21 protein-coding genes are annotated in these 25,327 nt (G+C 64.1%); 9 read left to right on the forward strand and 12 right to left on the reverse strand.

The window, feature by feature from the left end; genetic code table 11:
• Nucleotides 1-72: 72 nt before the first annotated feature.
• The 9 genes from ACK1VC_RS07920 to ACK1VC_RS07960 form a co-directional block, all read right to left on the reverse strand.
• On the reverse strand, nucleotides 73-846 hold the full coding sequence (locus ACK1VC_RS07920) for an enoyl-CoA hydratase (RefSeq protein ID WP_060519642.1): 774 nt from the start codon (nucleotides 844-846) through the stop codon (nucleotides 73-75).
• Between the two features lie 13 nt (nucleotides 847-859).
• On the reverse strand, nucleotides 860-1,987 hold the full coding sequence (locus tag ACK1VC_RS07925) for an acyl-CoA dehydrogenase (protein WP_016485821.1): 1,128 nt from the start codon (nucleotides 1,985-1,987) through the stop codon (nucleotides 860-862).
• 8 nt (nucleotides 1,988-1,995) lie between these two features.
• Complete coding sequence (locus ACK1VC_RS07930; RefSeq protein ID WP_191087452.1) at nucleotides 1,996-3,189, reverse strand: acetyl-CoA C-acyltransferase; 1,194 nt, start codon at nucleotides 3,187-3,189, stop codon at nucleotides 1,996-1,998.
• Between the two features lie 11 nt (nucleotides 3,190-3,200).
• A complete protein-coding gene (locus ACK1VC_RS07935) occupies nucleotides 3,201-3,968 on the reverse strand; it encodes an SDR family NAD(P)-dependent oxidoreductase (protein WP_016485819.1) in 768 nt (255 codons plus the stop codon).
• Between the two features lie 13 nt (nucleotides 3,969-3,981).
• Complete coding sequence (locus ACK1VC_RS07940) at nucleotides 3,982-5,628, reverse strand: acyl-CoA synthetase (RefSeq protein ID WP_191087451.1); 1,647 nt, start codon at nucleotides 5,626-5,628, stop codon at nucleotides 3,982-3,984.
• Between the two features lie 123 nt (nucleotides 5,629-5,751).
• Complete coding sequence (locus ACK1VC_RS07945; RefSeq protein WP_232247662.1) at nucleotides 5,752-8,760, reverse strand: NEL-type E3 ubiquitin ligase domain-containing protein; 3,009 nt, start codon at nucleotides 8,758-8,760, stop codon at nucleotides 5,752-5,754.
• Nucleotides 8,761-8,839: 79 nt separating this feature from the next.
• Nucleotides 8,840-10,246, reverse strand: coding sequence for a dermonecrotic toxin domain-containing protein (locus tag ACK1VC_RS07950; RefSeq protein WP_224372465.1), 1,407 nt, complete (start codon nucleotides 10,244-10,246; stop codon nucleotides 8,840-8,842).
• Nucleotides 10,247-10,388: 142 nt separating this feature from the next.
• Nucleotides 10,389-11,444 (reverse strand): AraC family transcriptional regulator, encoded by a 1,056-nt coding sequence (locus ACK1VC_RS07955; RefSeq protein WP_060519631.1) that lies wholly within the window; start codon nucleotides 11,442-11,444, stop codon nucleotides 10,389-10,391.
• 37 nt (nucleotides 11,445-11,481) lie between these two features.
• Complete coding sequence (locus ACK1VC_RS07960) at nucleotides 11,482-12,345, reverse strand: LysR substrate-binding domain-containing protein (protein WP_016485815.1); 864 nt, start codon at nucleotides 12,343-12,345, stop codon at nucleotides 11,482-11,484.
• 112 nt (nucleotides 12,346-12,457) lie between these two features.
• On the opposite strand from ACK1VC_RS07960, the gene ACK1VC_RS07965 reads away from it, so the two are divergent.
• From ACK1VC_RS07965 to panB, 3 genes are all read left to right on the forward strand, one after another.
• Nucleotides 12,458-13,564 carry a 2-aminoethylphosphonate--pyruvate transaminase gene (locus ACK1VC_RS07965; RefSeq protein WP_145914483.1) on the forward strand — a complete coding sequence of 369 codons (1,107 nt, stop codon included), beginning with the start codon at nucleotides 12,458-12,460 and terminating at the stop codon, nucleotides 13,562-13,564.
• A 34-nt stretch (nucleotides 13,565-13,598) separates the two neighbouring features.
• The gene (phnX, locus tag ACK1VC_RS07970; RefSeq protein ID WP_016485813.1) at nucleotides 13,599-14,426 is read left to right on the forward strand and encodes a phosphonoacetaldehyde hydrolase; all 828 of its coding nucleotides are present in this window, start codon (nucleotides 13,599-13,601) and stop codon (nucleotides 14,424-14,426) included.
• 260 nt (nucleotides 14,427-14,686) lie between these two features.
• A complete protein-coding gene (gene panB, locus ACK1VC_RS07975) occupies nucleotides 14,687-15,502 on the forward strand; it encodes a 3-methyl-2-oxobutanoate hydroxymethyltransferase (protein ID WP_016485812.1) in 816 nt (271 codons plus the stop codon).
• Here panB and ACK1VC_RS07980 read toward each other — a convergent pair.
• Together ACK1VC_RS07980 and ACK1VC_RS07985 are read right to left on the reverse strand one after the other, a co-directional pair.
• A complete protein-coding gene (locus ACK1VC_RS07980) occupies nucleotides 15,490-16,842 on the reverse strand; it encodes an aminotransferase-like domain-containing protein (protein WP_232247660.1) in 1,353 nt (450 codons plus the stop codon). The genes panB and ACK1VC_RS07980 overlap by 13 nt on opposite strands.
• Before the next feature lie 107 nt (nucleotides 16,843-16,949).
• Nucleotides 16,950-18,014 carry an AI-2E family transporter gene (locus ACK1VC_RS07985; protein ID WP_016485810.1) on the reverse strand — a complete coding sequence of 355 codons (1,065 nt, stop codon included), beginning with the start codon at nucleotides 18,012-18,014 and terminating at the stop codon, nucleotides 16,950-16,952.
• A 133-nt stretch (nucleotides 18,015-18,147) separates the two neighbouring features.
• Here ACK1VC_RS07985 and trhP point away from each other — a divergent pair, with 133 nt between their 5' ends.
• From trhP to ACK1VC_RS08015, 6 genes are all read left to right on the forward strand, one after another.
• Nucleotides 18,148-19,482 carry a prephenate-dependent tRNA uridine(34) hydroxylase TrhP gene (trhP, locus tag ACK1VC_RS07990; RefSeq protein ID WP_191087450.1) on the forward strand — a complete coding sequence of 445 codons (1,335 nt, stop codon included), beginning with the start codon at nucleotides 18,148-18,150 and terminating at the stop codon, nucleotides 19,480-19,482.
• A gap of 81 nt (nucleotides 19,483-19,563) precedes the next feature.
• Complete coding sequence (locus tag ACK1VC_RS07995; protein ID WP_411911060.1) at nucleotides 19,564-21,261, forward strand: copper resistance system multicopper oxidase; 1,698 nt, start codon at nucleotides 19,564-19,566, stop codon at nucleotides 21,259-21,261.
• Complete coding sequence (locus ACK1VC_RS08000) at nucleotides 21,254-22,117, forward strand: copper resistance protein B (protein ID WP_096425843.1); 864 nt, start codon at nucleotides 21,254-21,256, stop codon at nucleotides 22,115-22,117. Before ACK1VC_RS07995 ends, ACK1VC_RS08000 begins: the two co-directional genes overlap by 8 nt.
• Nucleotides 22,118-22,131: 14 nt before the next feature.
• A complete protein-coding gene (locus tag ACK1VC_RS08005) occupies nucleotides 22,132-22,560 on the forward strand; it encodes a DUF411 domain-containing protein (protein ID WP_023047133.1) in 429 nt (142 codons plus the stop codon).
• Nucleotides 22,560-22,997 (forward strand): YqaA family protein, encoded by a 438-nt coding sequence (locus ACK1VC_RS08010; protein WP_016485805.1) that lies wholly within the window; start codon nucleotides 22,560-22,562, stop codon nucleotides 22,995-22,997. The genes ACK1VC_RS08005 and ACK1VC_RS08010 overlap by 1 nt, the downstream gene beginning before the upstream one ends.
• 75 nt (nucleotides 22,998-23,072) lie before the next feature.
• On the forward strand, nucleotides 23,073-24,071 hold the full coding sequence (locus ACK1VC_RS08015; RefSeq protein WP_102689635.1) for an alpha/beta fold hydrolase: 999 nt from the start codon (nucleotides 23,073-23,075) through the stop codon (nucleotides 24,069-24,071).
• A 134-nt stretch (nucleotides 24,072-24,205) separates the two neighbouring features.
• Here ACK1VC_RS08015 and zapE read toward each other — a convergent pair whose 3' ends face one another.
• A complete protein-coding gene (zapE, locus tag ACK1VC_RS08020; protein WP_191087448.1) occupies nucleotides 24,206-25,312 on the reverse strand; it encodes a cell division protein ZapE in 1,107 nt (368 codons plus the stop codon).
• Between the last annotated feature and the right edge of the window lie 15 nt (nucleotides 25,313-25,327).

Genomic DNA, 25,327 nt, shown 5'->3' on the forward strand with positions numbered 1-25,327 from the left:
CGCCTGAACTACCGCGCGCTTAGAAGCAAAAACAACGGCAACGGCAACGGCAACGGCACGAACCGAGTCTAATCAACGATCCTTGAACTGCGCCTCGCGCTTGGCGATGAATGCGGCCATGCCTTCTTTCTGGTCTTCGGTAGAGAAGGCGGCATGGAACACCCGACGCTCAAAGCGCACACCCTCGCTGAGGGTAACTTCGAACGCGCGATTGACGCTCTCCTTGACCATCATGCTCACCGGAATCGACTTGCTGGCAATGGTCGCCGCCACTTTCAGCGCCTCTTCGACCAACGCCGCCTGCGGCACAATGCGCGCCACCAGGCCAGCACGCTCGGCCTCCTCAGCCCCCATCAGGCGCCCGGTCAGGCACAGTTCCATGGCCTTGGCCTTGCCCACCGCACGGGTGAGCCGCTGGGTGCCGCCCATGCCGGGCAGCACCCCTAGGTTGATTTCCGGTTGACCAAATTTGGCGTTGTCCGCCGCGAGGATAAAGTCACACATCATGGCCAACTCGCAGCCGCCGCCCAGGGCAAAGCCGGACACTGCTGCAATGATCGGCTTGCGTCGGTTGGCAATGCGGTCGGCATCGCTGAACAGGTCATCGACGTAGATCTGCGGGTATTGCAGTTCAGCCATTTCCTTGATGTCGGCGCCAGCGGCAAAGGCCTTGGCCGAGCCTGTCAGCACCACGCAACCGATGTTCGGGTCACGCTCAAGCTGGTCCAGAGCCTGGTTGATCTCGCCAACAATCTGCGCGTTCAGCGCATTCAGCGCCTGCGGGCGGTTGAGGGTAATCAGGCCGACCTTGCCGTGAATGTCCAACAGGATGGTTTCGAATGCCATGCAGTCTGCTCCTTCAAAGATTGCGCGCAATGACCATGCGCTGAATGTCGCTGGTGCCTTCGTAGATCTGGCAAACCCGAACGTCACGGTAGATCCGCTCCAGCGGGAAGTCACTCAGATAGCCATAACCGCCCAGGGTCTGCAAGGCATCCGAACAGACCTTTTCGGCCATTTCCGAGGCAAACAGCTTGGCCATCGACGCTTCCACCAGCGCCGGGCGCCCGGCGTCACGCAGGGCGGCGGCGTGCAGCACCATCTGCCGGGCCACGGCAATTTTCGTCGCCATGTCGGCCAGGCGGAAGGCCACGGCCTGGTGCTCGATCAGCGCCTTGCCAAAGCTTTGCCGCTCCTTGGCGTAGTCACGCGCCACTTCGAACGCGGCACGGGCCATGCCCACGGCCTGCGAGGCAATACCGATGCGCCCGCCTTCAAGGTTGGCCAGGGCAATCTTGTAGCCCTCGCCTTCTGCGCCCAGGCGGTTGGCCACCGGCACCTGCACGTTGTCGAAGACAATCTGGCAGGTGTCGGACGCGTGCTGGCCGAGCTTGTCCTCGACCCGTGCTACCTGGTAGCCCGGTGAATCGGTGGGCACGATGAATGCGCTGATCCCACGCTTGCCAGCCTCCGGATCCGTCACGGCAAACACGATCACAACCCCGGCGTTCTGCCCGGAGGTGATGAACTGCTTGCTGCCATTGAGCACATAGTGGTCACCGTCCAGACGCGCACGGGCCTTCAGGCTGCTGGCATCGGAGCCAGCCTGCGGTTCGGTGAGGGCAAAGGCACCCAGCATCGCGCCAGTTGCCAGGGGGGTGAGGAACTGCGCCTTCTGCTGCTCGCTGCCAAACCGCAGGATGGGTACACAGCCCACCGAATTGTGCACGCTCATGATGGTCGAGCAGGCACCATCGCCAGCGGCGATTTCTTCCAGGGCCATGGCGTAGGCCACGTAACCGGTGTCACTGCCGCCCCACTGCTCCGGGACCAGCATGCCGAAAAGGCCCAGCTCCGCCATCTCTTCGATGGCCTCCTTGGGGAAGCGGTGTTCCTTGTCCCACTGCTCGGCAAAAGGTTTCAGCCGTTCCTGGGCAAAGGCGCGTACCGCGTCGGCGATCTGTTGTTGCTCGTCAGTTACCAGCATGGTTCACCTCAGTACAGGCATTCGACAGCCATGGCCGTGGCCTCGCCGCCGCCAATGCAAATGGCCGCCACGCCGCGGCGCAGGTTGTTCTGGCGAAGGGCCGACAGCAAGGTCACCAGGATGCGTGCGCCGGAGGCGCCGATGGGGTGGCCAAGGGCGCAGGCGCCGCCATGGATGTTGACCTTGTCATGGGGCAGGTCAAGGTGTTTCATGGCCGCCAAGGTGACCACGGCGAAGGCCTCGTTAATCTCGAACAGGTCGACGTCGGCCAGGCTCCAGCCGGTGCGTTTCATCAGTTTGTCGATAGCCCCGATCGGCGCGGTCGGGAACAGCGCCGGGGTGTCGGCGAAGGCCGCGTGGCCATGGATCACTGCCAATGGCTTGAGGCCGAGCTTGTCAGCTTCGGAGCGCCGCATCAGCACCAGCGCCGCGGCACCGTCGGAAATCGAACTGGCGTTGGCTGCGGTCACCGTACCCCCTTCACGGAAGGCAGGCTTGAGCTGCGGGATCTTGTCCAGGCGCGCCTTGGGCGGCTGCTCATCGTCCTTGATGACGCGCTTTTCCTTGCCCTCGGTGACTTCCACCGGCACGATTTCGGCGGCAAAGCGGCCACTGCTGATCGCGTCCTGGGCACGGGTAAGCGAGGCGATGGCGAACTGGTCCTGGGCTTCGCGGCTGAAGCCGTTGGCCTGGGCGCAATCTTCGGCGAAGGTGCCCATCAGGCGGCCTTTGTCATAAGCGTCTTCAAGGCCGTCCATGAACATGTGGTCGATGACCCTGCCATGGCCCATGCGGTAGCCGCCACGGGCTTTGTCCAGCAGGTACGGGGCGTTGGTCATGCTTTCCATGCCACCTGCCACCACCACGTCTGCGGTGCCGGCCAGCAGCAGGTCATGGGCCATGATCGCGGCCTGCATGCCCGAACCGCACATCTTGTTCAGGGTGGTACAGGTGGTGTGCTTGTCCAGCCCGGCACCCAGTGCAGCCTGGCGTGCCGGCGCCTGGCCAAGGCCAGCCGGCAGCACGCAGCCGAACAGCACTTGCTCGACACTGGCAGCATCGATGCCGGCACGTTCCACGGCACCACGAATGGCCGCACTGCCCAGTTGTGGCGCAGTCAGGCTTTTCAGGTCGCCCTGCAGGCCGCCCATGGGCGTGCGCACGGCGCTGACGATAACAATCGGATCATTGGCGAGGGTCATGTTCGCTCTCCTTACTTGGCAGCCATGCGCAGTGCACCGTCGAGGCGGATCACCTCGCCGTTGAGCATGCTGTTCTCGATGATGTGACGGGCCAGCGCAGCGTATTCCTGAGGGCGCCCCAAGCGTGGCGGGAACGGCACGCCGGCAGCCAGCGAAGCACGCACTTCCTCGGTCATGCCAGCCATCATCGGCGTTTCGAAGATGCCCGGAGCGATGGTCATCACGCGGATGCCGAAACGTGCCAGTTCGCGCGCGGCCGGCAAGGTAAGGCTGGCAATGGCACCCTTGGAGGCAGCGTAGGCCGCCTGACCGATCTGGCCGTCATAGGCAGCGATGGAGGCGGTATTGATGATCACGCCACGCTCGCCGGCCTCATCGGCAGCCCCTTCAGCCATGGCTGCAGCAGCCAGGCGCAGCAAATTGAAGCTGCCGATCAGGTTGACGTTGATGACCTTGGCGAAGCTGGCCAGGCCATGTGGCCCCTGTTTGCCCAGCACCTTCTCGGCACCGACGATGCCGGCACAATTGACAAGGCCATGCAAGCTGCCGAAGGCACTGACGGCTGCGTCGACGGCCGCCTGCGCAGCCTGCTCGTCGCTGATGTCGGCCACGGCGAAGCGGGCGTTGTCACCCAGCTCACGGGCCTTGGCCTCGACGGCCTGGGCATTGAGGTCGACCAGCATGACCTTGGCGCCGGCCTCGACCAGCATCTGCGCAGTGGCAGCACCCAGCCCGGAGGCGGCGCCGCTGACAATGAAGTGTTTATTGGCTATCTGCATGATCGGTTTCCTTTCAGGCGCTGGCAGGGGTGGCCTGTTGCGCTTGTTGTTTGGCGACTTCCTGGTTGCGCAGGATGAAGCGTTGCAGCTTGCCGCTCGGGGTCTTGGGCAGCTCGCTGACGAATTCGATTTCGCGGGGGTAAGCATGGGCATACAGGCGCTGGCGTACATGCTGACGCAGCGCTTCTTCCAGCTCGGCACAACCGCCGACGCCTTCAGCCAGCACCACGAAAGCCTTGATCAGCTCGGTACGTTCCGGGTCCGGCTTGCCGATGACGGCGGCCTCCACCACCGCGGGGTGCTCGATCAACGCGCTTTCGACGTCGAACGGCCCGACGCGGTAACCGGAAGTGGTAATCACATCATCGCTGCGGCCAACGAAACTGATGCTGCCATCCGCGTTGAGCTCTACAGTGTCGCCACTGAGGTAGTACTTGCCGATGAACGCCTTGGTCGGCAAACCGTGGTAGCCACCGAACCAGCAAAGTGGCGATTGCTCGCGGTCGACGGCAAGGATGCCCGGTTGACCGGCCGGCAGTTCGTTAGCTTGCTCGTCCAGCACCACAATGCGATGGCCGGGGATAGCGAAGCCTGCAGACCCCAGGTGCACAGGGTGTGACAGACCGTGATGGTTGCACAGCACCATACCCAGTTCGGTCTGGCCATAATGGTCGTGGATGGTCACGCCCAGCTCATTGGCGAACCAGCGGATCACCTCTGGATTGAGCGGCTCACCTGCACTGCTGACCACGCGCAGGCGGCCCTTGACCGGCGCCGAGAAAGCACTGCCGGCTGCAATCAACATGCGGTAGGCGGTGGGCGAGCCTGCCAGGTTGGTGATACCCAGCTTGTCGATCACCCGCGCGCAGCTTTCGACGCTGAACGGGCCATCGTAGAACGTGGTTGCATGGCCCAGCGACAATGGGCCGGTGACCGCGTAATAAAGGCCGTAGGCCCAGCCCGGGTCTGCCAGGTTCCAGAAGTTGTCTTCGCTGCGCAGGCCGATGGCGTCGCGCATGTAACCCTTAAACGCGACGATGGCCCGCAGCGGCACCTCCAACGGTTTCGCCGGGCCGGTGGTGCCTGATGTGAACATCAGCAAGAACGGGTCGCTACCCGCGCGCATTACCGGATCACAGTCGTTCGCGGCACGCTCCAGACACTGCTGGAAGTCCAGCTCGCCGACGCGGGCATTGACTGTGATGATGGTCGGGCAGGCATGCACATCGTCCAGCTTGCTACGGTTGAGGCTGTCGGTAACGACTACGCGGGCATGCGACTGCTCAAGGCGGTGCTCGATAGCCTTGGGGCCGAAGGCAGTGAACAAAGGCTGGTACACCGCGCCCAGGCGCCAGGTGGCGAGGATGGTGACAAGAAGCTCGGGAGTGCGCGGCATCAAACCAGCCACCCGGTCACCTGGACCCACGCCTTGGGTTTTGAGCACATTGGCAAATCGGGCAGACTGCGCCTTGAGCTGGTCAAAACTGTACCGTGCTGTGTTGCCATTGCGGTCTTCGTAGATTAGCGCCAGCTTGCCGTCACCGGCATGGCGGTCACAGCATTCAACACAGGCATTGAGGGCTTCGAGGTCGCCATGCAGCGCCGCACTGGCAGCCTGAGCGTGGTCGAACGCACGAGCAGCCTCGGTGTAATCGCGCATCGTCGGACTCCTGGTTTCTTGTTTTTGGTGTTAACCATCGGTCCGACGATGTTCGCGCCGCTCAAGCCCCGCGGCAATGGCCAAAGCTGTCAATCTGGATGACTGGTTTGGCCGCCTTGCAGGTCAGCTGGCACCCCGGCCCAGGCTGTGCAGGTAAGACTCGGTCAGCCCTGTCAGCAATCGCTGTGTATCGCGCAGTTCCTGCTCATCCAGATCAGCAAGCTGAGAACGCAGTTGTTCGGCCGCAATGGGTGGCTGCACAATGCGCAAGTCCGCCCTGCGCTGCAGATAGTCGGCTCTGAGTGCCTCGAACAGCGCCCGGTGCTGCTCACGAAGGCAGGTTTGCCAGAACAGGCGACTCGCCAGGCTTTGAGTCAGCGCCTCGAAGTCTTCACTGGCGAGGACAGCTGCGGCAACACTGTTGACGTGCTGGTCGCTCAACCCGGCAGAGTCCGGGTAGCGCATCGCCCGCGGCTGACCGGGCAAACCCAGACGTTCGCGCAGGCGTACACGGTATGCCAGTGACAAGGCCGAGCGCCCCACCTGTTCACCCGCGCCGCCCTGGCGCAATATCGCTCGGCTGGCCTCCTGCCAAACCTGATCAAGCCGAAACAGCTGCCGGCCGAATGCCATCAACTGTCCCCGTTTCGTCAGGTCTAGCGCATCGGTTTCAGCCTGGGCCAGCAAGACCCGAATATTCACGTGACTGAAACGATCGATGACCATGTCCGAGCAGGAAACAGGCTGATTGCACTCTTCAAAAACCCGTATCCGCAACCCCGGACTGCCCTCCATGGCCCGCAGCGCGGCCCATACTTCACGCGCAAGTGCTTCTCGGCCGCCTCCGGTGGCTGCCGGGTCATAATCAGCCGTATGCTCCAGCCACGCTAAAATACGGAAAAAGCCTACGCTGTCCGGGTCGGCCAACAGGCCGTCCCACAGCGCTGCGCACGCCATTCGGTCGTTATCGGCGACATGCTGCAGCCACAAGGCGCGTGCATGAAGCAAGTCGACACGGGCCATCGACTCTGGCAAATGTCCGTGTTCCTCGATGGGATCCAGCGCGAACAACCGTTGCAACTGGACCCCTGTCAGGGGGTTACGGTCGACGACAAGCGCCCGGCGCCAGGCATGAGGCATGGCCAACACCGCCTCCGGTAGTTCCCGTAGCTGATTGTCGCTCAGGTCACAGCGCACCAAAAGGCCGCACAGCTCGATGTGGTCGGGCCAGGTCGCCAGCCGGCAGTGCCGCAGGTTCAAGTGAGTCATTGCCGAAAAATGGTTGAGGTTCAGGTAGAGGTGTTCCAGCCGGTTGTAGCTCAAGTCAAGATGGGACAAGCCAGGCAGTGCCTGCAAGACCTCGACCGCCTGCGCGTCGAGACGGATCTGGTTATGCGCCAGGCGCAAGCGCTGGAGTTGCGGCAGGTGAGCGATCCCGAGCGGAATGTTGCGCAGCCGGTTGAAACTCATGTCCAGCTCGCTCAGCGTGCTAAACGGGCGCAAGAAGTTCACTGGCACCGCATCGACCGCCGACTCGTACAACCGCAGGCTGGTTACACGGTGGAAGTCAATGACAGGCGGCAGCTCCGGCAAACTGCTGAGCTGCAGGCCACTCAGCGACAGGCGCTGACCTGTCGGTGTGCCCGCATCGTTGTATATCCAGTCTCCCTGCAAGCGCCAAGCCCGCAGAATGGCGCCGACGACCTGCCGGCGAAGTATCTGGCGCCCCTCGTTCAGTTCTGCGCTGCACCAGCGGTTGAGGTGGCGAATCAACTGGTCATGGTCATCTTCCAGCTCTACGAGGCGCTCGTAGACCGGCCGCGGCCCATTGGCAAGAAGCGCCTGCTCCTGGTCCAGCTGCACATCATCCAACCCTGGATAAAGCTGGCGCAAACGCTCCCGAACCCGCGCAGCAAATGAACGGCTGTCGGCCCCGGTGCGGCCATTGAGCAGATAGCCAACCCGGCCATCTGGCAAGCGTCGTCCAGGGTTCAACCATTGCACCTGCGTCGGCCATTGCAAGAGTTCGGCAACCCCCTGGTGCGTAGCAGGAAGCCGGGCGAGCAGACGCTGGCGTAGCTGTGACCCAACATCGCCGTGAGCCATGCCAAGCGCCGCGCAATGCTCAGGCGCCAACACCGCTGCAAGCGTTTCGTAAAGGCTTGCCGGGTCACCTGCGCCGAACGGCAGCCCACGCCCCAGGCCATCATAAAGATGGAAGCATCCGTCTTTATGCACCACTATCCTGCGCACAAGGGGGTCGACAGCGGTGCCTATGGCCTTTAGCAAACGCCCGTCCGGTGCACTGTCGCGCAGCTCCAGGCTGAGCGTTTCGGGAGGCACACCTGCGCGGCTTGCCAGCTCGCCCTGAAGCAGGGCGAAAGCCAGTTGACCGGTTTCGTTGCAGTAGCTGCCGGGCAGGTAAAGCCCCTCCAGCGTACGGTTCAGTCTGGCCAGGCGAAGCAGGGAGCGGGCCTTTTCCGCGAGGCCCAGCGTCACACGCCCGCTTGACGTCGTCAGCAACCGGTCGCCTTCACTGGCCTGCGCGACCAGCGCCTGTGCGTAAGCCTCCGGCAAACCGGCGAAATCACGTTTTACCAAGGTCAGCAGCCTGTCGTCGGCAGCGGGTGGCGTGCTCAGGTGCTCCAGAAGAGGCCCCTGCAGGGCAGCTCGCTGACGCAGCAGGGTATCGCTGTCGGTACTGGCAGAATGGGCCTGACACCACTCCAGCAACGCACTGTCCTGTGTGGCCAGCGAGTAGCTGGCCAGACGAGTAAAGAACGACTCGATACGCGCATGGGCCTCGAAGCGCCGCAAAGTCTCACGCAGGTTTACTGGCGCCGGCCGGTTTTCTACCAGCACGCCCCGCAACTCCTCGGTATCCACACCGGCAACCCGCAGCACTTGCGCCGCCTGCTGTGCATCAATGGCGGGATGCTGCGGCCACAGGCTATCGAGCATGCTGCGCACGTCGTTCCAGCGTTGCGGTTGATCGCGCAGCAGGCGCCAGCCGCGTTCGCCGTTGTGCAAAACCAGCGGCCCGTAACCGTTGCTTGCACCAGGGTGACGCAGGCGGTACGGGGCTTCAGGCTCACTGCGCTGAACTTCATAATAACGCTGACCCCGGCGCATCCAGCGCCTGCTCTCGTCACCATAAAGCCCATCATCACGCAGGGCGATGGTGCCTGGGTTGGACTCATAGGCTGTGATGTCATCGGAGCACAGCAGGCCGCGCCGCCCCCCCCACGTTCACAGGCTGCAAGCCATCGACAAAGGTACTTCGCAGAAAACTCACACTGGCTGCGGTCAACGCCGTCGCAGCCACCGTTTCGGCAACCCCCAGCATATGCTCGAGGGCTTCGTGCTGGTGCCCGCGGGTCCAGTCCTTGACGCCCTCGAATACCTCGCCAAGTGTCTGCGCCACCAGTTGGCCAAGCAGTAGCGCGCCTACCACAGGGATGAAAAGCCCCGCCAGGTTGAGCAAATCGAGCCCTGCGCCATGCCAGGCCGCATGACGAGCGCGGGCGGCAGCCGCGTCAGCGTCCGCAGTAGGGACCAGTAACAGCCGGGCGTCGTCCTTGACCCTTTGCAACTGTTGCGCGGCCAGCGCAGCGAACAAGTCCCCAGACTCAGTCGCGCCCTCCAACGCCAGATCGGGCTGGGCATCCTCCAGGCGTGCATGCAGCCTGCCTGCGATGCTCGCGCGATGTCGCAGGCTGATCAGCTGCATGAAGTAATCCCGGTAGGCCTTCTCTTGCAATGCTGCAACCATCGCAGTGTTCATGGCCTGTGTGGAGTCGAAGCGGCGCAGCGCCTGCACGGGATCGCTGGGCAGGTAGAGGACCACACCTCGGTCCTGGCCCACACTGTCTCGCAAACGAATGAACAGCCCGTCAGCAACACGCTGGCCCAACACCTCCAGCAAGCCGGGGTAGGCATGCAGGCCCGTGTCGGCATGGGCCCCCCCACCCTCAACCATCTTGGTCAAGGCCTGCTGCACCTGCTCGTCGATATCGCCCTTGAGCGTCGCAACCTGCGCAGCCAGTGCCAGACCCGAACGTTTGTCCTGCGCAAGGATGCCTTCGGTGGTCGCGTTGAACGTGCGCTGCAGCTCGGCCTGGTAAAGCTGGCCCACATCCAGCGCCCGGCATGTCGCAACCAGTTGCTCGGGCGTGCCGGTCAACACGGCGTCCCGGCCAGGAGACACCAGCCCCGTGCCCTGGTAAAACGATTCGTCAGGGCCGAAGTTGCCCATCAGCCTCAGCAAGCCATCCTGGCGGGTCGCCGAGTAGTGGTAAGTCTGCTGAAGAGTGCCGGGCATCGTGCCGAAACGCGGTGATACCTGCAGCCATTCCAGTGCTGCGAGGGTCATGCCTGTGGGCAGTGGCTTGACCAGCACGCCCAGCAGGTGCTTTTCAGCGAACACCTGCAGAGGCTCCAGGGTCAGCGTAAGCCCGCGCAGACGGGCCTGGCTGGCGTGATGGGCGTTGAGGCTGGCGCGCAGGGCGCCGATCTGAGCCTGGCTGGCCCGCTTTAGCCAGTCGGGAAGCCTGGCTGCGATGAAATCATCAGTTGCTTGTTCATGGCTGATGATGGCGTTCGAAGTGCTGGAAGTCATGGATGTGCCGGGAGCGAAGGGTTGGGGCTGGCATGCTCGCCAACTCGCACTGCCCAAGGCACGAGGAAATACGACCGTGCCCACGACCCGCCACCGCTTGCATCATCGATGCCCTTGATGGGCAACGATCGACTCCCTGCCTTCACCCACCGCCAGTGGCAGCGGGAGCCTCAATACAGCCTGCCGCTCCCCGGGCCTGGATCAGCGCACGGTAATGCCCAGGGTTGCAGCCGAACCACTTGCGAAATGCCTTGTAGAACGAACTGCTGTCGGCAAACCCCAGACGCTCGACAATCTCACCCATGGCCACCTCTTCCCGGCTCAACCAGGCAATGGCAAGTTCGCGCCGGACACTGTCCTTGAGTACCTGGTAGCTCTGTCCTTCCTCCGCCAACCGACGACGCAAGGTTGACGGAGACAGGCACAAATGTCGTGCCAGGGCGTCGGCATCCGGCCAACGGGACGGGTCCAGTTGCAGCAAGTCGGCGCGGATACGCCGCGCCAGGCTGGCCGGATCACGGTACTTGACCAGGATGTTGCCGGGCGCCTCGGCCAGAAAACGCTGCAGGTCCTCGGGGCTGCGACGCAGTGGCACGTCAAGGCAATCGGCACTGATGATCATGCGGGTGCGCGGCCGCTCGAACTGCAGGTTCTGCGAAAACATCACCCGGTAATCGTCACAGTACGGCGGCTCGGCACAGCGCAGCTCAATGGCCAGGATGGCGATGCGTCGCCCGGCCAGCCAGCAAGCCACGCCATGCACGATCATCCAGAAGGTGAAGTAGGTGAACGGGCGCCGTGGCAGGTCACGCGGCTCATTGATGACAATCTCGGCCAGGCCCTGCTGACGCACCAGGCTCGGCTGCAGGTCCTCGAGCATCAGCGAAAGAAACGCCAGCGCGGTTTCCAGGCCCTCGCCCAAGGTTGGCTGGGCCATGCTCGCCCGGCACAGAAACGCCAGGCTGCCGCTGCGCAGGCCACGCGGGTCCATGGCAAAGAACTCGTCGTTGCAACGCCGTGCCAGCAACCGCCAGAGCCGGGCATAGGCCTCGGCGCTGACCCGTGCATCCGGGGCCTGCAACTGCCCGGCGTCGATACCGGCACGGGCCAGCAACGCGGCATCCGGCTCACCCGCCGGGCAGGTCTGCAACAAGGCCTCACGCACCAGTTGCATGGAAATGGTGTCTTTCTCGCTCATCTGCAGTCCATCAGTCATACCGCCATCTCGGCCCGGCTCAAAGGCTGGCCGCCAGGCCCAGGAATGCCTGGATCAAGCGTAACTCACGGCGCCGCTCCAGGCAGCCAACCATGTGCTGGTTGACCAGACCCTGCCCGCCTAGCGGTCGCGCCACCACCCGGGGGTCGTTCGCCACTTCCGTAGACGACACCACCCCGATGCCCAGCTGCGATGCCACTGCCTCGGTGACCGCCTCACGGCTGTCCAGCTCCAGCTGCACCCTCGGCTGCACGCCGGCTGTAGCGCAGGCCTTGTCGAAGGTGCGCCGGGTAGTGGAGCTGGGTTCGCGCAGCACCATGATCTGCTGGTGCAGCCCGGTCAGGGCCAGGTCACCTTCGCCGCCCGCCCAGGCGTGCCCTGCCGGCAACAGCGCGCACAAACGGGATTCGCACAGGTTCTGAAGATACAGGCCCTTGCGTGGCTCGATCTCAGTCAGTACCGCCACGTCGGCATGCTCGGACAACAGGGCCGCCAGCGTCTCTTGAGCGTTACCCAGCCGCAAATTGACCGTGATACCGGGGTAGCGCTGACGTAACTGCGCCAGCATGGGCATGACCCGGTGCGGGCCATCGGCGGCCACCTCCAGGCGCCCGGTCAGCAACTGCCGGTTGGCTTCCAGCATGGCCTGCGCCTCTTCCGCCAAGCCGAACATGGCCCGGGTGATGGCCGCCAGTCGCGTACCCTCTTCGGTCAACTCAACGCGCCGCGCGGTGCGCCTCAGCAAGGTGATCTGGTAGTGCTCCTCCAGCGCCTTGACGTGCCCGGTCACTGCCGGCTGGCTGATGAACAGGCGCTCGGCGGCTCGCGTAAAGCTGCCCTCACGGGCCACTGCATCGAACGCACGTAGCTGAAACAGGTTCATATTTATCGGTCTGACTTATAGCTGGGATAACAACAAACAATTTGATTGATGGCAGCGCGAATTGCAACCTAGGCCTCGTAGTTTCAGCCCACCGCTTGCGAGGAATAACGGAATGAGCAACGCCCCGATTCTGCTGACCCCAGGTCCCTTGACCACATCAATCCGCACCCGCCAAGCCATGCTGGTGGACTGGGGCTCCTGGGACCGCGACTTCAACCAGCTGACTGCCAGCGTCTGCGAGCAACTGCTGGCGATCATCGACGGCAGCGCCAGCCACCACTGCGTGCCCCTGCAAGGCAGCGGCACCTTCGCCGTGGAAGCGGCCATCGGCACCCTGGTGCCACGCGATGGCAAGGTCCTGGTGCTGATCAATGGCGCTTATGGCCAGCGCCTGGCGAAGATCTGCAAAGTGCTGGGCCGCAGCTACAGCACCTTCGAAACCGCCGAAGACCAGCCGACCACGGCTGCCGATGTCGACCGCCTGCTGGCTGCCGACCCCGCCGTCACCCACGTGGCATTGATCCACTGCGAAACCAGTACCGGTATCCTCAACCCGCTGCCCGAGATCGCCCAGGTGATCAAACGCCACGGCAAGCGCCTGATCATCGATGCCATGAGTTCATTCGGCGCGCTGCCGATCGATGCCCGCGAAATCCCCTTCGAAGCGCTGATCGCCGCCTCCGGCAAGTGCCTGGAAGGCGTACCTGGCATGGGCTTCGTCTTCGCCGAAAAAGCCGCCCTGGCCGCCGCCGAAGGCAATGCCCACTCGCTGGCCATGGACCTTTACGACCAGCACGCCTACATGGCCAAGACCGGCCAGTGGCGCTTCACCCCGCCCACGCACGTGGTCGCGGCCCTGCACGAGGCGCTGCAGCAATACAACGAAGAAGGCGGCCTGCCTGCGCGCCACCAACGCTATGCCGACAACTGCAAGACCCTGCTCGACGGCATGGCCGCCATTGGCCTGCGCAGCTTCCTGCCGGCCGATATCCAGGCGCCGATCATCGTCACTTTCCACGCACCGAACGACACCCGCTACCAGTTCAAGGACTTTTACGAACGGGTCAAGGCCAAGGGCTTCATTCTCTACCCGGGCAAGCTGACCCAGGTCGAAACCTTCCGCGTCGGCTGCATCGGCGTGGTCGGTGCCGATGGCATGCAGGCCGCCGTAAATGCCGTGGCCGAAGTGCTGCGGGAAATGGAAGTACTGGACATCTGACCCTTTGCCCACCTGAATTCAGGAATTTGCGCACATGAACTACAGCAACCCTACACAACTGCAAGCTGCCATCCTCGACTGGGCTGGCACCGTGGTCGATTTCGGCTCGTTCGCCCCTACCCAGATTTTTGTCGAGGCCTTTGCCGAATTCGACGTGCAGGTGTCCATCGAAGAGGCCCGAGGGCCGATGGGCATGGGCAAGTGGGACCACATCCGCACCCTGTGCGACGTGCCGGAAATTGCCGAGCGCTACCGCAAGGTGTTCGGCCGCACGCCGACCGACGATGACGTGACCGCCATCTACAACCGCTTCATGCCGCTGCAGATCGAGAAGATCGCCGTGCACTCGGCGCTAATCCCCGGTGCGCTGGACACCCTCACCGGGCTGCGCCAGGACGGCCTGAAGATCGGCTCGTGCTCGGGCTATCCGAAGGTAGTGATGGACAAGGTGGTGGAACTGGCGGCGCAGAACGGCTACGTGGCCGACCACGTGGTGGCCACCGACGAGACGCCTAACGGCCGACCTTGGCCGGCCCAGGCCCTGGCCAACGTGATTGCACTGGGCATCGACGATGTGGCGGCCTGCGTGAAAGTCGACGATACCGTGCCAGGCATTCTCGAAGGCCGCCGTGCCGGCATGTGGACCGTGGCACTGGTGTGCTCGGGCAACGCGCTGGGGCTGACCTGGGAAGGCTTCCAGGCACTGAGTGCCGAGCAGCTGGAAAGCGAGCGCCAGCGTATCCATGCGCTGTTTGCCGGCTCGCGCCCGCACTACCTCATCGACACCATCAACGACCTGCCCGAAGTGATCGCCGACATCAACCGGCGCCTGGCCAAAGGCGAGATGCCACAGGCCTTCTGAGGCCGTGCGAAAGGCCTGCAGGAGCGGCCTTGTGTCGCGACCGGGCTGCGCAGCAGCCCCAGCAATCCAGGCCTTTTTGCTGAATCCGAGGGGCCGCGCTGCGGCCCGATCGCGACACAGTGCCGCTCCCACAAAATACTGCAAAGCCGGCCGAATCAAGCAGGTAATCTGGGTCGCTTTTCAGCCTGGATCTGTACATTGAGTTGCCGCTGCAAGCTCCCGACAATGGGCCATCCCTGTCCTGAGATGCCCAGCCCCCAATGAGCACACACACCCGCACCAGCCGCCTTACCGTCCCGCAACTGGTCGCCATGAAAGGCCGGCAGAAGATCGTTTCGCTCACCGCCTACTCAAGCGCCATCGCCCAGGTGATCGACCCGCTGGTCGACTTCATACTGGTCGGCGATTCCACGGCCATGGTCGGCTACGGCCGCCCGTCCACCCTGGGCATGCGCCTGGACGAAACCATCGCCCATACTCGCGCCGTGGTCGACAGCACCCGCCTGGCCTGCGTAATCGCCGACATGCCGTTTGGCAGCTATCAGGAATCCCACGAGCAAGCTTTTCGCAACTGCGCCCAGGTATTGGCCAGCACTGGCTGCGACGCGCTCAAGCTGGAGGCCAACCAGGCGTTGGCGAGCACCGTCGAATTCCTGGTCGCCCGGGGTATCCCGATCATGGCGCACATCGGCCTGATGCCGCAGTTCGTCAATGCCATGGGCGGCTACAAGGCCCAAGGGCTTAGCCCTGACAGCGCTGCAGCGCTGCGGGCCGATGCGCAGGCCAACCTGCACGCCGGTGCTTTCAGCCTGCTGCTCGAAGGCGTGGCCGAGCCCGTGGCGCGCGCCATCACCCAGGCCAGCGACAAACCGACCATTGGCATTGGCGCCTCACCCGCCTGCGATGGGCAGGTGCTGGTCACTGAGGACCTGCTGGGGCTAGGGGGTGACCACGTGCCACGCTTCGTCAAGCAGTATGCCGACGTCGGCCAGGTGATCCGCGAGGCCTGCGCCCGCTATGCAGACGAAGTGCGCGATGGGGCGTTCCCGGCCTTGCACCACTGCTACGGGGCTTGAGCTTCGTCCTGAATAGCCCTGACCAGGCATTGCAGTGCCAGGGCAATGTCCTTGCTCCAGTCCACTGTGCAGCACAACCGCAGGTGGCTGCGCCATAGGCCGCACTGGCTGAAGAGCTCCCCGGGGGCGATGACGATGCGTTGTGCCAGCAGCCGCTCGAAGACCCGGCGCATATCCACCGGCCGAGTCGCCCGCAACCACAGGCAGGCCCCGCCTTGAGGCTCGGTGATGCGCAGGCAGCCCTGGCCGTACACGTCCAGCAGCGCCTTCATCTGCTGCAGGCGTTCACGCAGCAAGGGCCGCAAGCGCTGTACGTGCCGCTCGACCCGGCGCGAGGTGAACAGCCTGGCGATGGCCTTTTGGCGAATCGGCGACAAACGAAAGGCGCGTTCAAGGCACAACTGCTGCAAACGCTCATTATGCTGCCGGCAAAGCAGGTAGCCAAAGGGCGCCTCCGCGCCGATCAGCTTGTCGAAGGTCGAAAACACAAGCACCCGGTCAGGGTCGGCGAAGTCCCGGTAGCGCGGCGCTGAAGCGTCGAAACACAAATCGCCGTAGCCATCGTTTTCGAACAACCACACAGCGTGCTCAGCCAGCCAGCGGCAAATCTGCTGCTTGTCCGACGCGGGCATCACGCCACCTTGCGGCACATTGGCCGCTGACGACAGCACTGCCAGGCGCACCGGCTGATCGCATAGCAGCCGGTGCAACTGCTGTAAATTGAAACGCCCATCCTCACCCAATGGCACTTCGATGATGGTCATGCGCGCAGCCTGCAACTGCCTCAGCACCGCCCAGTTGCAGGGTGACTCCACCAGCGCAACCTGGCCTTCCAGGTCGAGGGCGCGTAACGCCAATTCGAGAATGCTGCGCAGGTCCGCGCCAATGAACACCTGATCGGCGCTCCAGTAATGCTGCGCCGAGCGGGTGTAGCGGTCGGCCAGCACGCTGCGCAACTCGGGCTCACCGAACGGCTGGAACAGCGGTACCAACGCGTGCGGGTATTGGCGCGCCAGTTCGCGCTCAATCATCAGTAGCGGCTGCTGCAGCGACAGCAACATGGCCGGCGCATCGCTGCCCAGGGCCAGCATGCCCGGCTGACGGGCGCTGGCGAACACCGTGTCGAGCAGGCTCGGTGAATGCTGCCCGCGCATGGCGGGGGCGCGGGGCCGGCTGAAGTAGCCCAGCTTGGGGCGCGCATACACCCGCCCTTCGTCCTCCAGCAGTGCATAGGCGTACTTGGTACTGGATACCGAAACGCCCAAGCGCTGGGCCAGCTCGCGCAGTGACGGCAAGCGCTGCTCCACATCGCAGGGCGCTGCTTCGATCCTGTCGAGCAAGTAGCGGTAGACTGCCTGGTAGGTGTAGCTGGGCTTGTCGATCTGGCTGTTTCCATCGCGGCGGGTGTGACGGCATTGAACCCAACCTTGGGTGCTGCGGTAAACCCCTACTGTGGCAATTGCACCTGCGGCTTGGTTGCGGCAAAAATCGCCCAGCTGGACACGAACAGCGCCGCGATCAAGGGCCCGATCACGAAGCCGTTGAGCCCGAAGACTGCCAGCCCACCCAGCGTCGATACCAGAATCAGGTAGTCCGGCATGCGCGTGTCCTTGCCCACCAGGATCGGCCGCAGCACGTTATCCACCAGGCCAATCACCAGCACTCCGAACGCGGTCAGGATAATTCCCGGCAGTATCGCTCCGGTCAGCAGGAAATACGCGGCCACCGGTGCCCAGACGATGCCCGCACCCACCGCCGGCAGCAGCGACAGAAACGCCATCAGCACCGCCCACACCAGTGCACTGGGGATATCCAGCACCCAGAAAATGAACCCGCCCAGCGCCCCTTGGGTAATGGCCACCAATACGTTGCCTTTCACCGTCGCCCGCACCACACGGTTGAACTTCAGTTGCAAACGACGTTTCTGGTGCTCGGGCAGAGGCACGGCCAGCCGCACCCGGCGAGCCACATCTGCGCCTTCGCGCAGGAAAAAGAACAGCAGGTACAGCATGATGCCGAAGCTGACCACGAACTCGAACGTGCCCTGACCAAAGCTGAACGCCTGAGTGGCCAGCACCTGGCTGCCTTGGGTGGCCCACTTGGTGATCTTGTCACGCAGCGCGTCGAGGTTGCCCATGCCCACGCTGTCCAGGCCATGCTGGGCCCAGGCCGGCAGCATGTTCTTGCCATGCTCGACAAAGCCGGCAATGTCCAGTTGCCCGCTCTCTATGCGCTGGTACAGCGACGCCCCCTCCTGCACCAGCAGCGCGCTGGTGATGATCACTGGCAGAACAGCCACCAGCAGGCACACCAGCAAGGTCGTGGCGGCCGCCAGGTTGCGTCGGCGCCCGAAGCGGATCAGCAGGTGGCGCTGCAAAGGGGCGAACAGGATGCCGAGGATCACCGCCCAGAAGATTGCGCCGTAGTACGGCAGCAGGATCCAGAAGAAGGCAATGGTCACCAACGCCAGGAGTACTGCCAGGGCTTTGTTCTGTAGCGCGGTTTCGTTCATTGCAGTTCCTCTCATGGCTTGTGAGTGATTAGTGCACGGCACCCAGGCAAAAGTGCCGCGCTCACTTGACGCAAATCAATACGCACCGTGTTCATCGCTCCTAGCATCCCGGCCTTTTTACCCCGGTGCGCACATGAACCCTACCGCCAAGCCCGAACTGCTGGCCCCTGCCGGCACCCTCAAGACCATGCGCTATGCCTTTGCCTACGGCGCCGACGCGGTCTACGCCGGCCAGCCGCGCTACAGCTTGCGGGTGCGCAACAACGAATTCGACCACGCCAACCTGGCGCTGGGCATCCAGGAGGCGCACGCCCTGGGCAAGCGCTTCTACGTGGTGGTCAACATTGCCCCGCACAACGCCAAGCTCAAGACCTTCCTCAAGGACCTGGCACCGGTCATCGACATGGCGCCGGATGCACTGATCATGTCTGATCCAGGCCTGATCATGCTGGTGCGCCAGCACTTCCCGCAGATGCCGGTGCATTTGTCGGTGCAGGCCAACACCGTCAACTGGGCCAGCGTGCAGTTCTGGCAGCAGCTGGGCCTGAGCCGGGTGATCCTGTCGCGCGAGCTGTCCCTGGAAGAGATCGAGGAAATTCGTCAGCGGGTGCCGGGCATGGAGCTGGAGGTGTTCGTCCACGGCGCGCTGTGCATGGCCTATTCCGGCCGTTGCCTGCTCTCGGGCTACCTCAACAAGCGTGACGCCAATCAGGGCACCTGCACCAACGCCTGCCGCTGGAAGTACGACGCCACCCCGGCCACCGAGAATGCCACCGGCGATATCGTGCGCGAAGTGCAGCCTACCCTCGGCCTGGGCGCCCCTACCGAACAGGTTTTCCTGCTGCAGGAAAGCAACCGCCCCGGCACCGAAATGCCGGCCTTCGAAGATGAGCACGGTACCTACATCATGAATGCCAAGGACCTGCGCGCCATCCAGCACGTCGAGCGCCTGGCCGCCATGGGCGTGCATTCGCTGAAGATTGAAGGCCGCACCAAGTCGCACTTCTACTGTGCCCGTGCAGTACAGTCGTACCGCCAGGCGATCGACGACGCCGTGGCCGGGCGGCCATTCGACCGTGCCTTGATGGGCAACCTCGAATCCCTCGCGCAACGCGGCTACACCGAAGGCTTCCTGCGCCGCCACGTGCACGACGAATACCAGAACTACCAGCGCGGCAACTCGGCCTCGGAGCGCCAGCAGTTCGTCGGCGAACTGACCGGCGTACGTGTCGATGGCTTGGCCGAGGTCAAGGTGAAGAACCGCTTTGCCGTGGGTGACCATTTGGAACTGATGACGCCGCGTGGCAACTATCACTTCGACCTGCACCGCCTGCGCAACCGCCAGCAGCGGGCCATCGACATCGCGCCAGGCGACGGCCATGTGGTGTACTTGCCCATCCCGGAGCAGGTCGCCCTTGACTACGGCCTGCTGATGCGCGACCTGCGCGCTGACGAGGCGGCAAGCTGACAACGCTGTAATGTGCGCCTCAGCTACCTGACAGGCGCCTGCAGCGAACATCGTGGCTCCCCCGCATGAGGCCACGCCATGTTGCGCACCCCCACCCGCCGTACCTTCGTCAAAGGCCTGGGCGCCGCCACCACGCTGGCGGGCCTGGGGCTTTGGCGCCCGTTGGCTCAGGCGGCCGAAGGCCAAGACCTGGCCGGCCAGCACTTCGAGCTGTTCATCGGCCAGACCCCAGTCAATATCACCGGCCGCCCGCGCACTGCGCTCACCCTCAACAACAGCCTGCCCGGCCCGTTACTGCGCTGGCGCGAAGGCGACACCGTGACCCTGCGCGTGCGCAACCGCCTGGCGCAGGACACCTCGATCCACTGGCACGGCATCATCCTGCCCGCCAACATGGACGGCGTACCAGGCCTGAGCTTCGCCGGCATCGAACCCGGCGGCGACTACTTGTACCAGTTCACCCTGCGCCAGAGCGGTACCTACTGGTACCACAGCCACTCCGGACTGCAGGAACAGGCCGGGGTGTACGGGGCCATCGTGATCGAGCCACGCGAACCCGAACCGCACCGCTACCAGCGCGACCATGTGCTGCTGTTCAGCGACTGGTCGGACCAGGCGCCGGAACAGCTGATGGCCACCCTGAAGAAACAGTCCGACGCGTACAATTATCACAAGCGCACGGTCGGCGATTTCATCGATGACGTCGCCGACAACGGCTGGGGCCCAACCGTTGCCGAGCGCACGGCCTGGGCGCGCATGCGCATGAGCCCTACCGACCTCGCCGATATCAGCGCCGCCACCTACACCTACCTGCTCAACGGCCAGCCGCCGGAGGGTAACTTCACCTGCCTGTTCCAGCCGGGCGACACCGTGCGCCTGCGGCTGATCAACGCCTCGGCCATGACCTATTTCGACTTCCGCATCCCCGGGCTTGCGCTGACGGTGATCGCCGCCGACGGCTTGCCGGTAACGCCAGTGAGCGTGGATGAACTGCGCATTGCCGTGGCAGAGACCTACGACGTACTGGTGACCGTGGGCGACCAACCTGCCTACACCCTGTTCGCCCAGAGCATGGACCGTACCGGCTTCGCCCGCGGCACCCTGGCCCGCGCCGCCGGGCTGCAGGCACCGGTGCCTGCACCCGATCCGCGCCCGGTGCTGAGCATGGACGACATGGGCCACGGCGGTATGGCCGACATGGCGGGCATGGACCACAGCAACCTGCCTGGTATGAACCACGCTGCCATGTCGGCGATGCAGCAACACTCGGCCAGCGAAACCGGTAACCCGTTGGTGGACATGCAAACCATGGCACCGCGCGCCAACCTGGCAGACCCCGGCATAGGCTTGCGCAACAACGGCCGGCGCGTGCTGACCTACGCCGACCTGCGCAGCCCCTACCCCGACCCGGACGGCCGCGCGCCATCGCGCGACATCGAGCTGCACCTGACCGGCCACATGGAGCGTTTCGCCTGGTCGTTCGACGGCGTCAAGTTCAGCGATGCCGAGCCGTTGCGCCTGACCTACGGCGAGCGGGTGCGCATCACCCTGGTCAACGACACCATGATGACCCACCCCATCCACCTGCATGGCATGTGGAGCGACCTGGAAGACGAGCACGGCCAGTTTCTGGTGCGCAAGCACACCGTCGACATCCCGCCCGGCAGCCGACGCTCCTACCGGGTGACTGCCGACGCCCTTGGCCGCTGGGCCTACCACTGCCACCTGCTCTATCACATGGAGACCGGCATGTTCCGCGAGGTACGCGTCGATGAATGACACCCGCAACCGCAGCATTGTGGCCGGCGTGACCCTGCTGACCCTGCTCGCCAGTGAACGCGCGCTGGCCGCCGGCATGGAGCACATGAACCATGGCCAAATGAACCATGCAAGCATGGGCCATGGCCCGGCTACGCCCAGCCCGCCGCGCACGCCCTTGGCTGCAATCACCGACGCCGACCGCCGGGCTGCCTTCCCGCCACTGCCCGGGCACCAAGTGCACGACCGGGCGCTGAACTGGGCCGTGATCGTCGACAAGCTCGAATATCAGAACTTCGAGAGCAGCAACGCCCTGAACTGGAACGCTACGGCCTGGGTCGGCGGCGATATCGACCGGCTGTGGCTTCGCACGGAAGGCGAGCGCGAGCAGGGCAAGACGCACAAGGCCGAACTGCAAGCGCTGTGGGGCCATGCCGTGAGCCCGTGGTGGGAGCTGGTGGCTGGCGTACGCCAGGACTTCAAGCCCGCCAGCGGCCAGGCCTGGGCCGCTTTCGGCATCCAGGGCACGCCGTTGTATGGCCTGGAGCTGCAAGCCACCGCCTACGCCGGCGAGCGGCAACAGACGGCGCTGCGCCTGGAGGCCGCTTACGCTATGCTGCTGACCAACCTCTGGATACTGGAACCGACCCTGGAAGCCAACCTCTACGGCCGCGACGATGCCGGGCGCGAGCAAGGCGCAGGGTTGGCCGACAGCGAGGTCGGCCTACGCCTGCACTACGAGATCACCCGTGGCTTCGCCCCCTATGTCGGGGTCAGTTTCAATCGACTGCACGGCACGCGTGCCGACCAGGCCCGCGAAGACGGCGAAGACCTGGGCCAGACCCGCCTGGTTGCCGGTATCCGCCTGCGTTTTTAAAGGAGTGCTTCACCATGCTGCGCAAACACTTGCTGACCCTGGGCCTGCTGGCCATCACCGGCCTGGCCCAGGCCGCCGAGACCATCGACGTCTACCGCGACCCCAACTGCGGCTGCTGCAAGGCCTGGATCAGCCACCTGCGTGACAACGGTTTCAGCGTCAACGACCATGTCGAGCCCAACATGAGCGCGGTCAAGCAGCGCCTGGGCGTGGCGCCGCGCCTGGCCTCATGCCACACCGGGGTGATCGACGGCAAGTTCGTCGAAGGCCATGTGCCGGCCGAACAGGTGCGCCTGCTGGCCAAGCGCAGCGACCTCAAGGGCCTGGCCGTGCCGGGCATGCCCATGGGCTCGCCCGGTATGGAAATGGGTGACCACAAGGATGCCTACCAGGTCATCGGGGTCACCCAGGATGGCCAGGACACCGTCGTCGCCAGTTACTGATGCTCAGCCTGTGGGCGCTGTTCCTCAGCGCCTTCGGCGCCGCCACCCTGCTGCCGTTGCAATCGGAGGCCGTGCTGGTCGGCCTGTTGCTGCGCCAGCCCGAGGCTTGGGCAATCCTGCTGCTGGTGGCCACCCTGGGCAATGTGCTGGGTTCGGTCGTGAACTGGCTACTGGGCCGCGCCGTCGAGCACCTGCGCGACAAGCGCTGGTTCCCCTTCAACGCTGCCCAACTGGCGCGCGCGCAGCAGCGGTACCAGCGCTGGGGGCAATGGTCGTTGCTGCTCAGCTGGATGCCGGTGATCGGTGACCCGCTGACATTGATCGCCGGCATCATGCGAGAGCCGTTCTGGCGCTTCCTGCTGCTGGTGACCCTGGCCAAGGCTGGCCGCTATGCGGTGCTGACGATGATTACCCTGGGCTGGTTTCACGCCTGGTAACACCTTTCACGTTCCCGTCGCACGCCTGGCTGCTAAAGTCGCCTATTCCTACATGGCCCTACACGGAGTGCCCCCATGCTGCGCGCAACCGCCCTGGCCCTGGCCTGCCTTGTCGGCAGCCCGGCCATCGCCGCCGAGCCGCCTACCTATGGCGCCCAGCTCGAAGGTTTCAGCTACCCGCACCCACTCAAGCATTTTGACTTCAAATCCCAGGGCCAGCCCCTGCAGATGGGCTACATGGACGTCCCCGCACAAGGCCAGGCCAACGGCCACAGCGTGGTGCTGATGCACGGCAAGAACTTCTGCGCCGCCACCTGGGAAACCACCATCGACGCACTGAGCAAGGCCGGTTACCGGGTCATCGCCCCCGACCAGGTTGGCTTCTGCACGTCCAGCAAACCAGCGCATTACCAGTACAGCTTCCAGCAGCTGGCTGAAAACACCCATGCCTTGCTCGAACAGCTGGGTATCAGGCAATCCATCGTGCTCGGCCATTCCACAGGTGGCATGCTCGCCACCCGCTATGCGCTGATGTACCCGCAGCAGGTCGAGCGCCTGGCCATGGTCAACCCGATTGGCCTGGAAGACTGGAAAGCCCTGGGCGTGCCCTATCGTACGGTGGACCAATGGTATGCCCGTGAGCTCAAGCTGAGTGCCGAAGGGGTGCGCGAGTATGAACGCAAGACCTACTACGCCGGGCGCTGGAAGCCGGAGTATGAGCGCTGGGTACAGATGCTGGTAGGCCTGAACAAGGGGCCGGGGCATGAAGCGGTGGCATGGAACTCGGCGCTGATCTACGACATGATTTTCACCCAGCCGGTGTACCACGAGTTCAAGGATCTGCAGATGCCGACCTTGCTGCTGATCGGCGACAAGGACACCACAGCCATTGGCAGCGACATCGCACCGCCGGAGGTAAAGGCGAAGCTGGGCAAGTATGACGTGCTGGGGCCACAGGTGGCCAAGCTGATCCCCAAGGGTGAACTCATCACTTTTGAAGGCATGGGGCATGCGCCACAGATCGAAGAACCCGTGCGGTTCAACCGCACGCTGGTCGAGTGGCTGGCCAAGTGAAACGGGGGGCGCTTTACGCCCCTATCGCGGCACAAGGCCGCTCTCACAGGTAATTCGTAGGTTTAAGCGTCGGCGCCGTACCTGTGGGAGCGGCCTTGCGTCGCGATGGGCCGCAAAGCGGCCCCCAGCACACTTCAGCCAAACCGCTGTAGTTGCATCTCCCGCAACCGGCTCAAGGTTCGCTGGTACGGGAATGCCAGATACCCCTGCGTATACAGCTCTTCCAGCGGCACCTCGGCCTCGAGGTACAGTGCCACACGGCGGTCGTAGCACTCATCGACCAGGGCGATGAAACGGCGTACCGCATCGTCCTTGGGCGACAGCGCCGGCAGTTCGCGGTCGCCTGCCACCACCCGCGCCGCGCCGTCTTCAGTGCCACGGGCAATGCGACCAGCCTGCTGTTTACCGCCCAGCGCCGGAATACCCGACACCAGGATGGCCGGAAAACGGTCGCAAAGCGCCATGAATTCCATGGCCGCCAGCGGTTGCTCGCACAGGTCGGTGAAGCGGCACCAGATAGCCTGCTCGCTGCGCCGCACAACCTGCACCTGCCTGGAGCCGATAACCAAGGGTTGATCAGTACCCGTGTGATCCGGGCTGAGCTGGCAGAACACCTCGCCCAGCGGGCTGGCCTGCCCTGTCGCTGCCACCCAGTAGCGCTGCCGCTCTGCACCGGGGTGCAGGCGGTGGTCCTGCTCGCCGGCCACTGGCAGTACCTGCATGTGCCGCTGGATCGCGGCGATGGCCGGCACGAACCGCTCGCGGTTGAAGCCGTCGCGGTAGAGCTGCTCGGGTGGCTGATTGGACGTGGCGACAATCACCACGCCTTGGTCGAACAGCACCTGGAAAAGACGCCCCAGGATAATCGCGTCACCAATGTCGTTGACGAACAGTTCGTCAAAACACAGTACACGGATCTGCCCGGCCAGTTCCCGGGCCAACGCCAGCAACGGGTCGGCGGTTCCATTGAGCTGAAACAGGCGCTGGTGGACCCAGGCCATGAAGTGATGGAAGTGCTGGCGCCGGCTGGGTACCCGCAGGCAGCGGTGAAACTGGTCCATCAGCCATGTCTTGCCCCGCCCGACCGGGCCCCAGAGGTAGATGCCCTGGGTGGGGCGGCCCTGCTTGACAGCCAGGAAACAGGCCTGCAAGGCATCGACGGCGCGGGCCTGGGCAGGGTCGTCAGCGTAGCCCTGAGTGCTCAGGGCTTGCTGGTAAAGGGATTGGGGAGTGATGGCCATGGCCGCATTCTACAC

It is taken from the genome of Pseudomonas sp. XP2, from assembly GCF_053557975.1.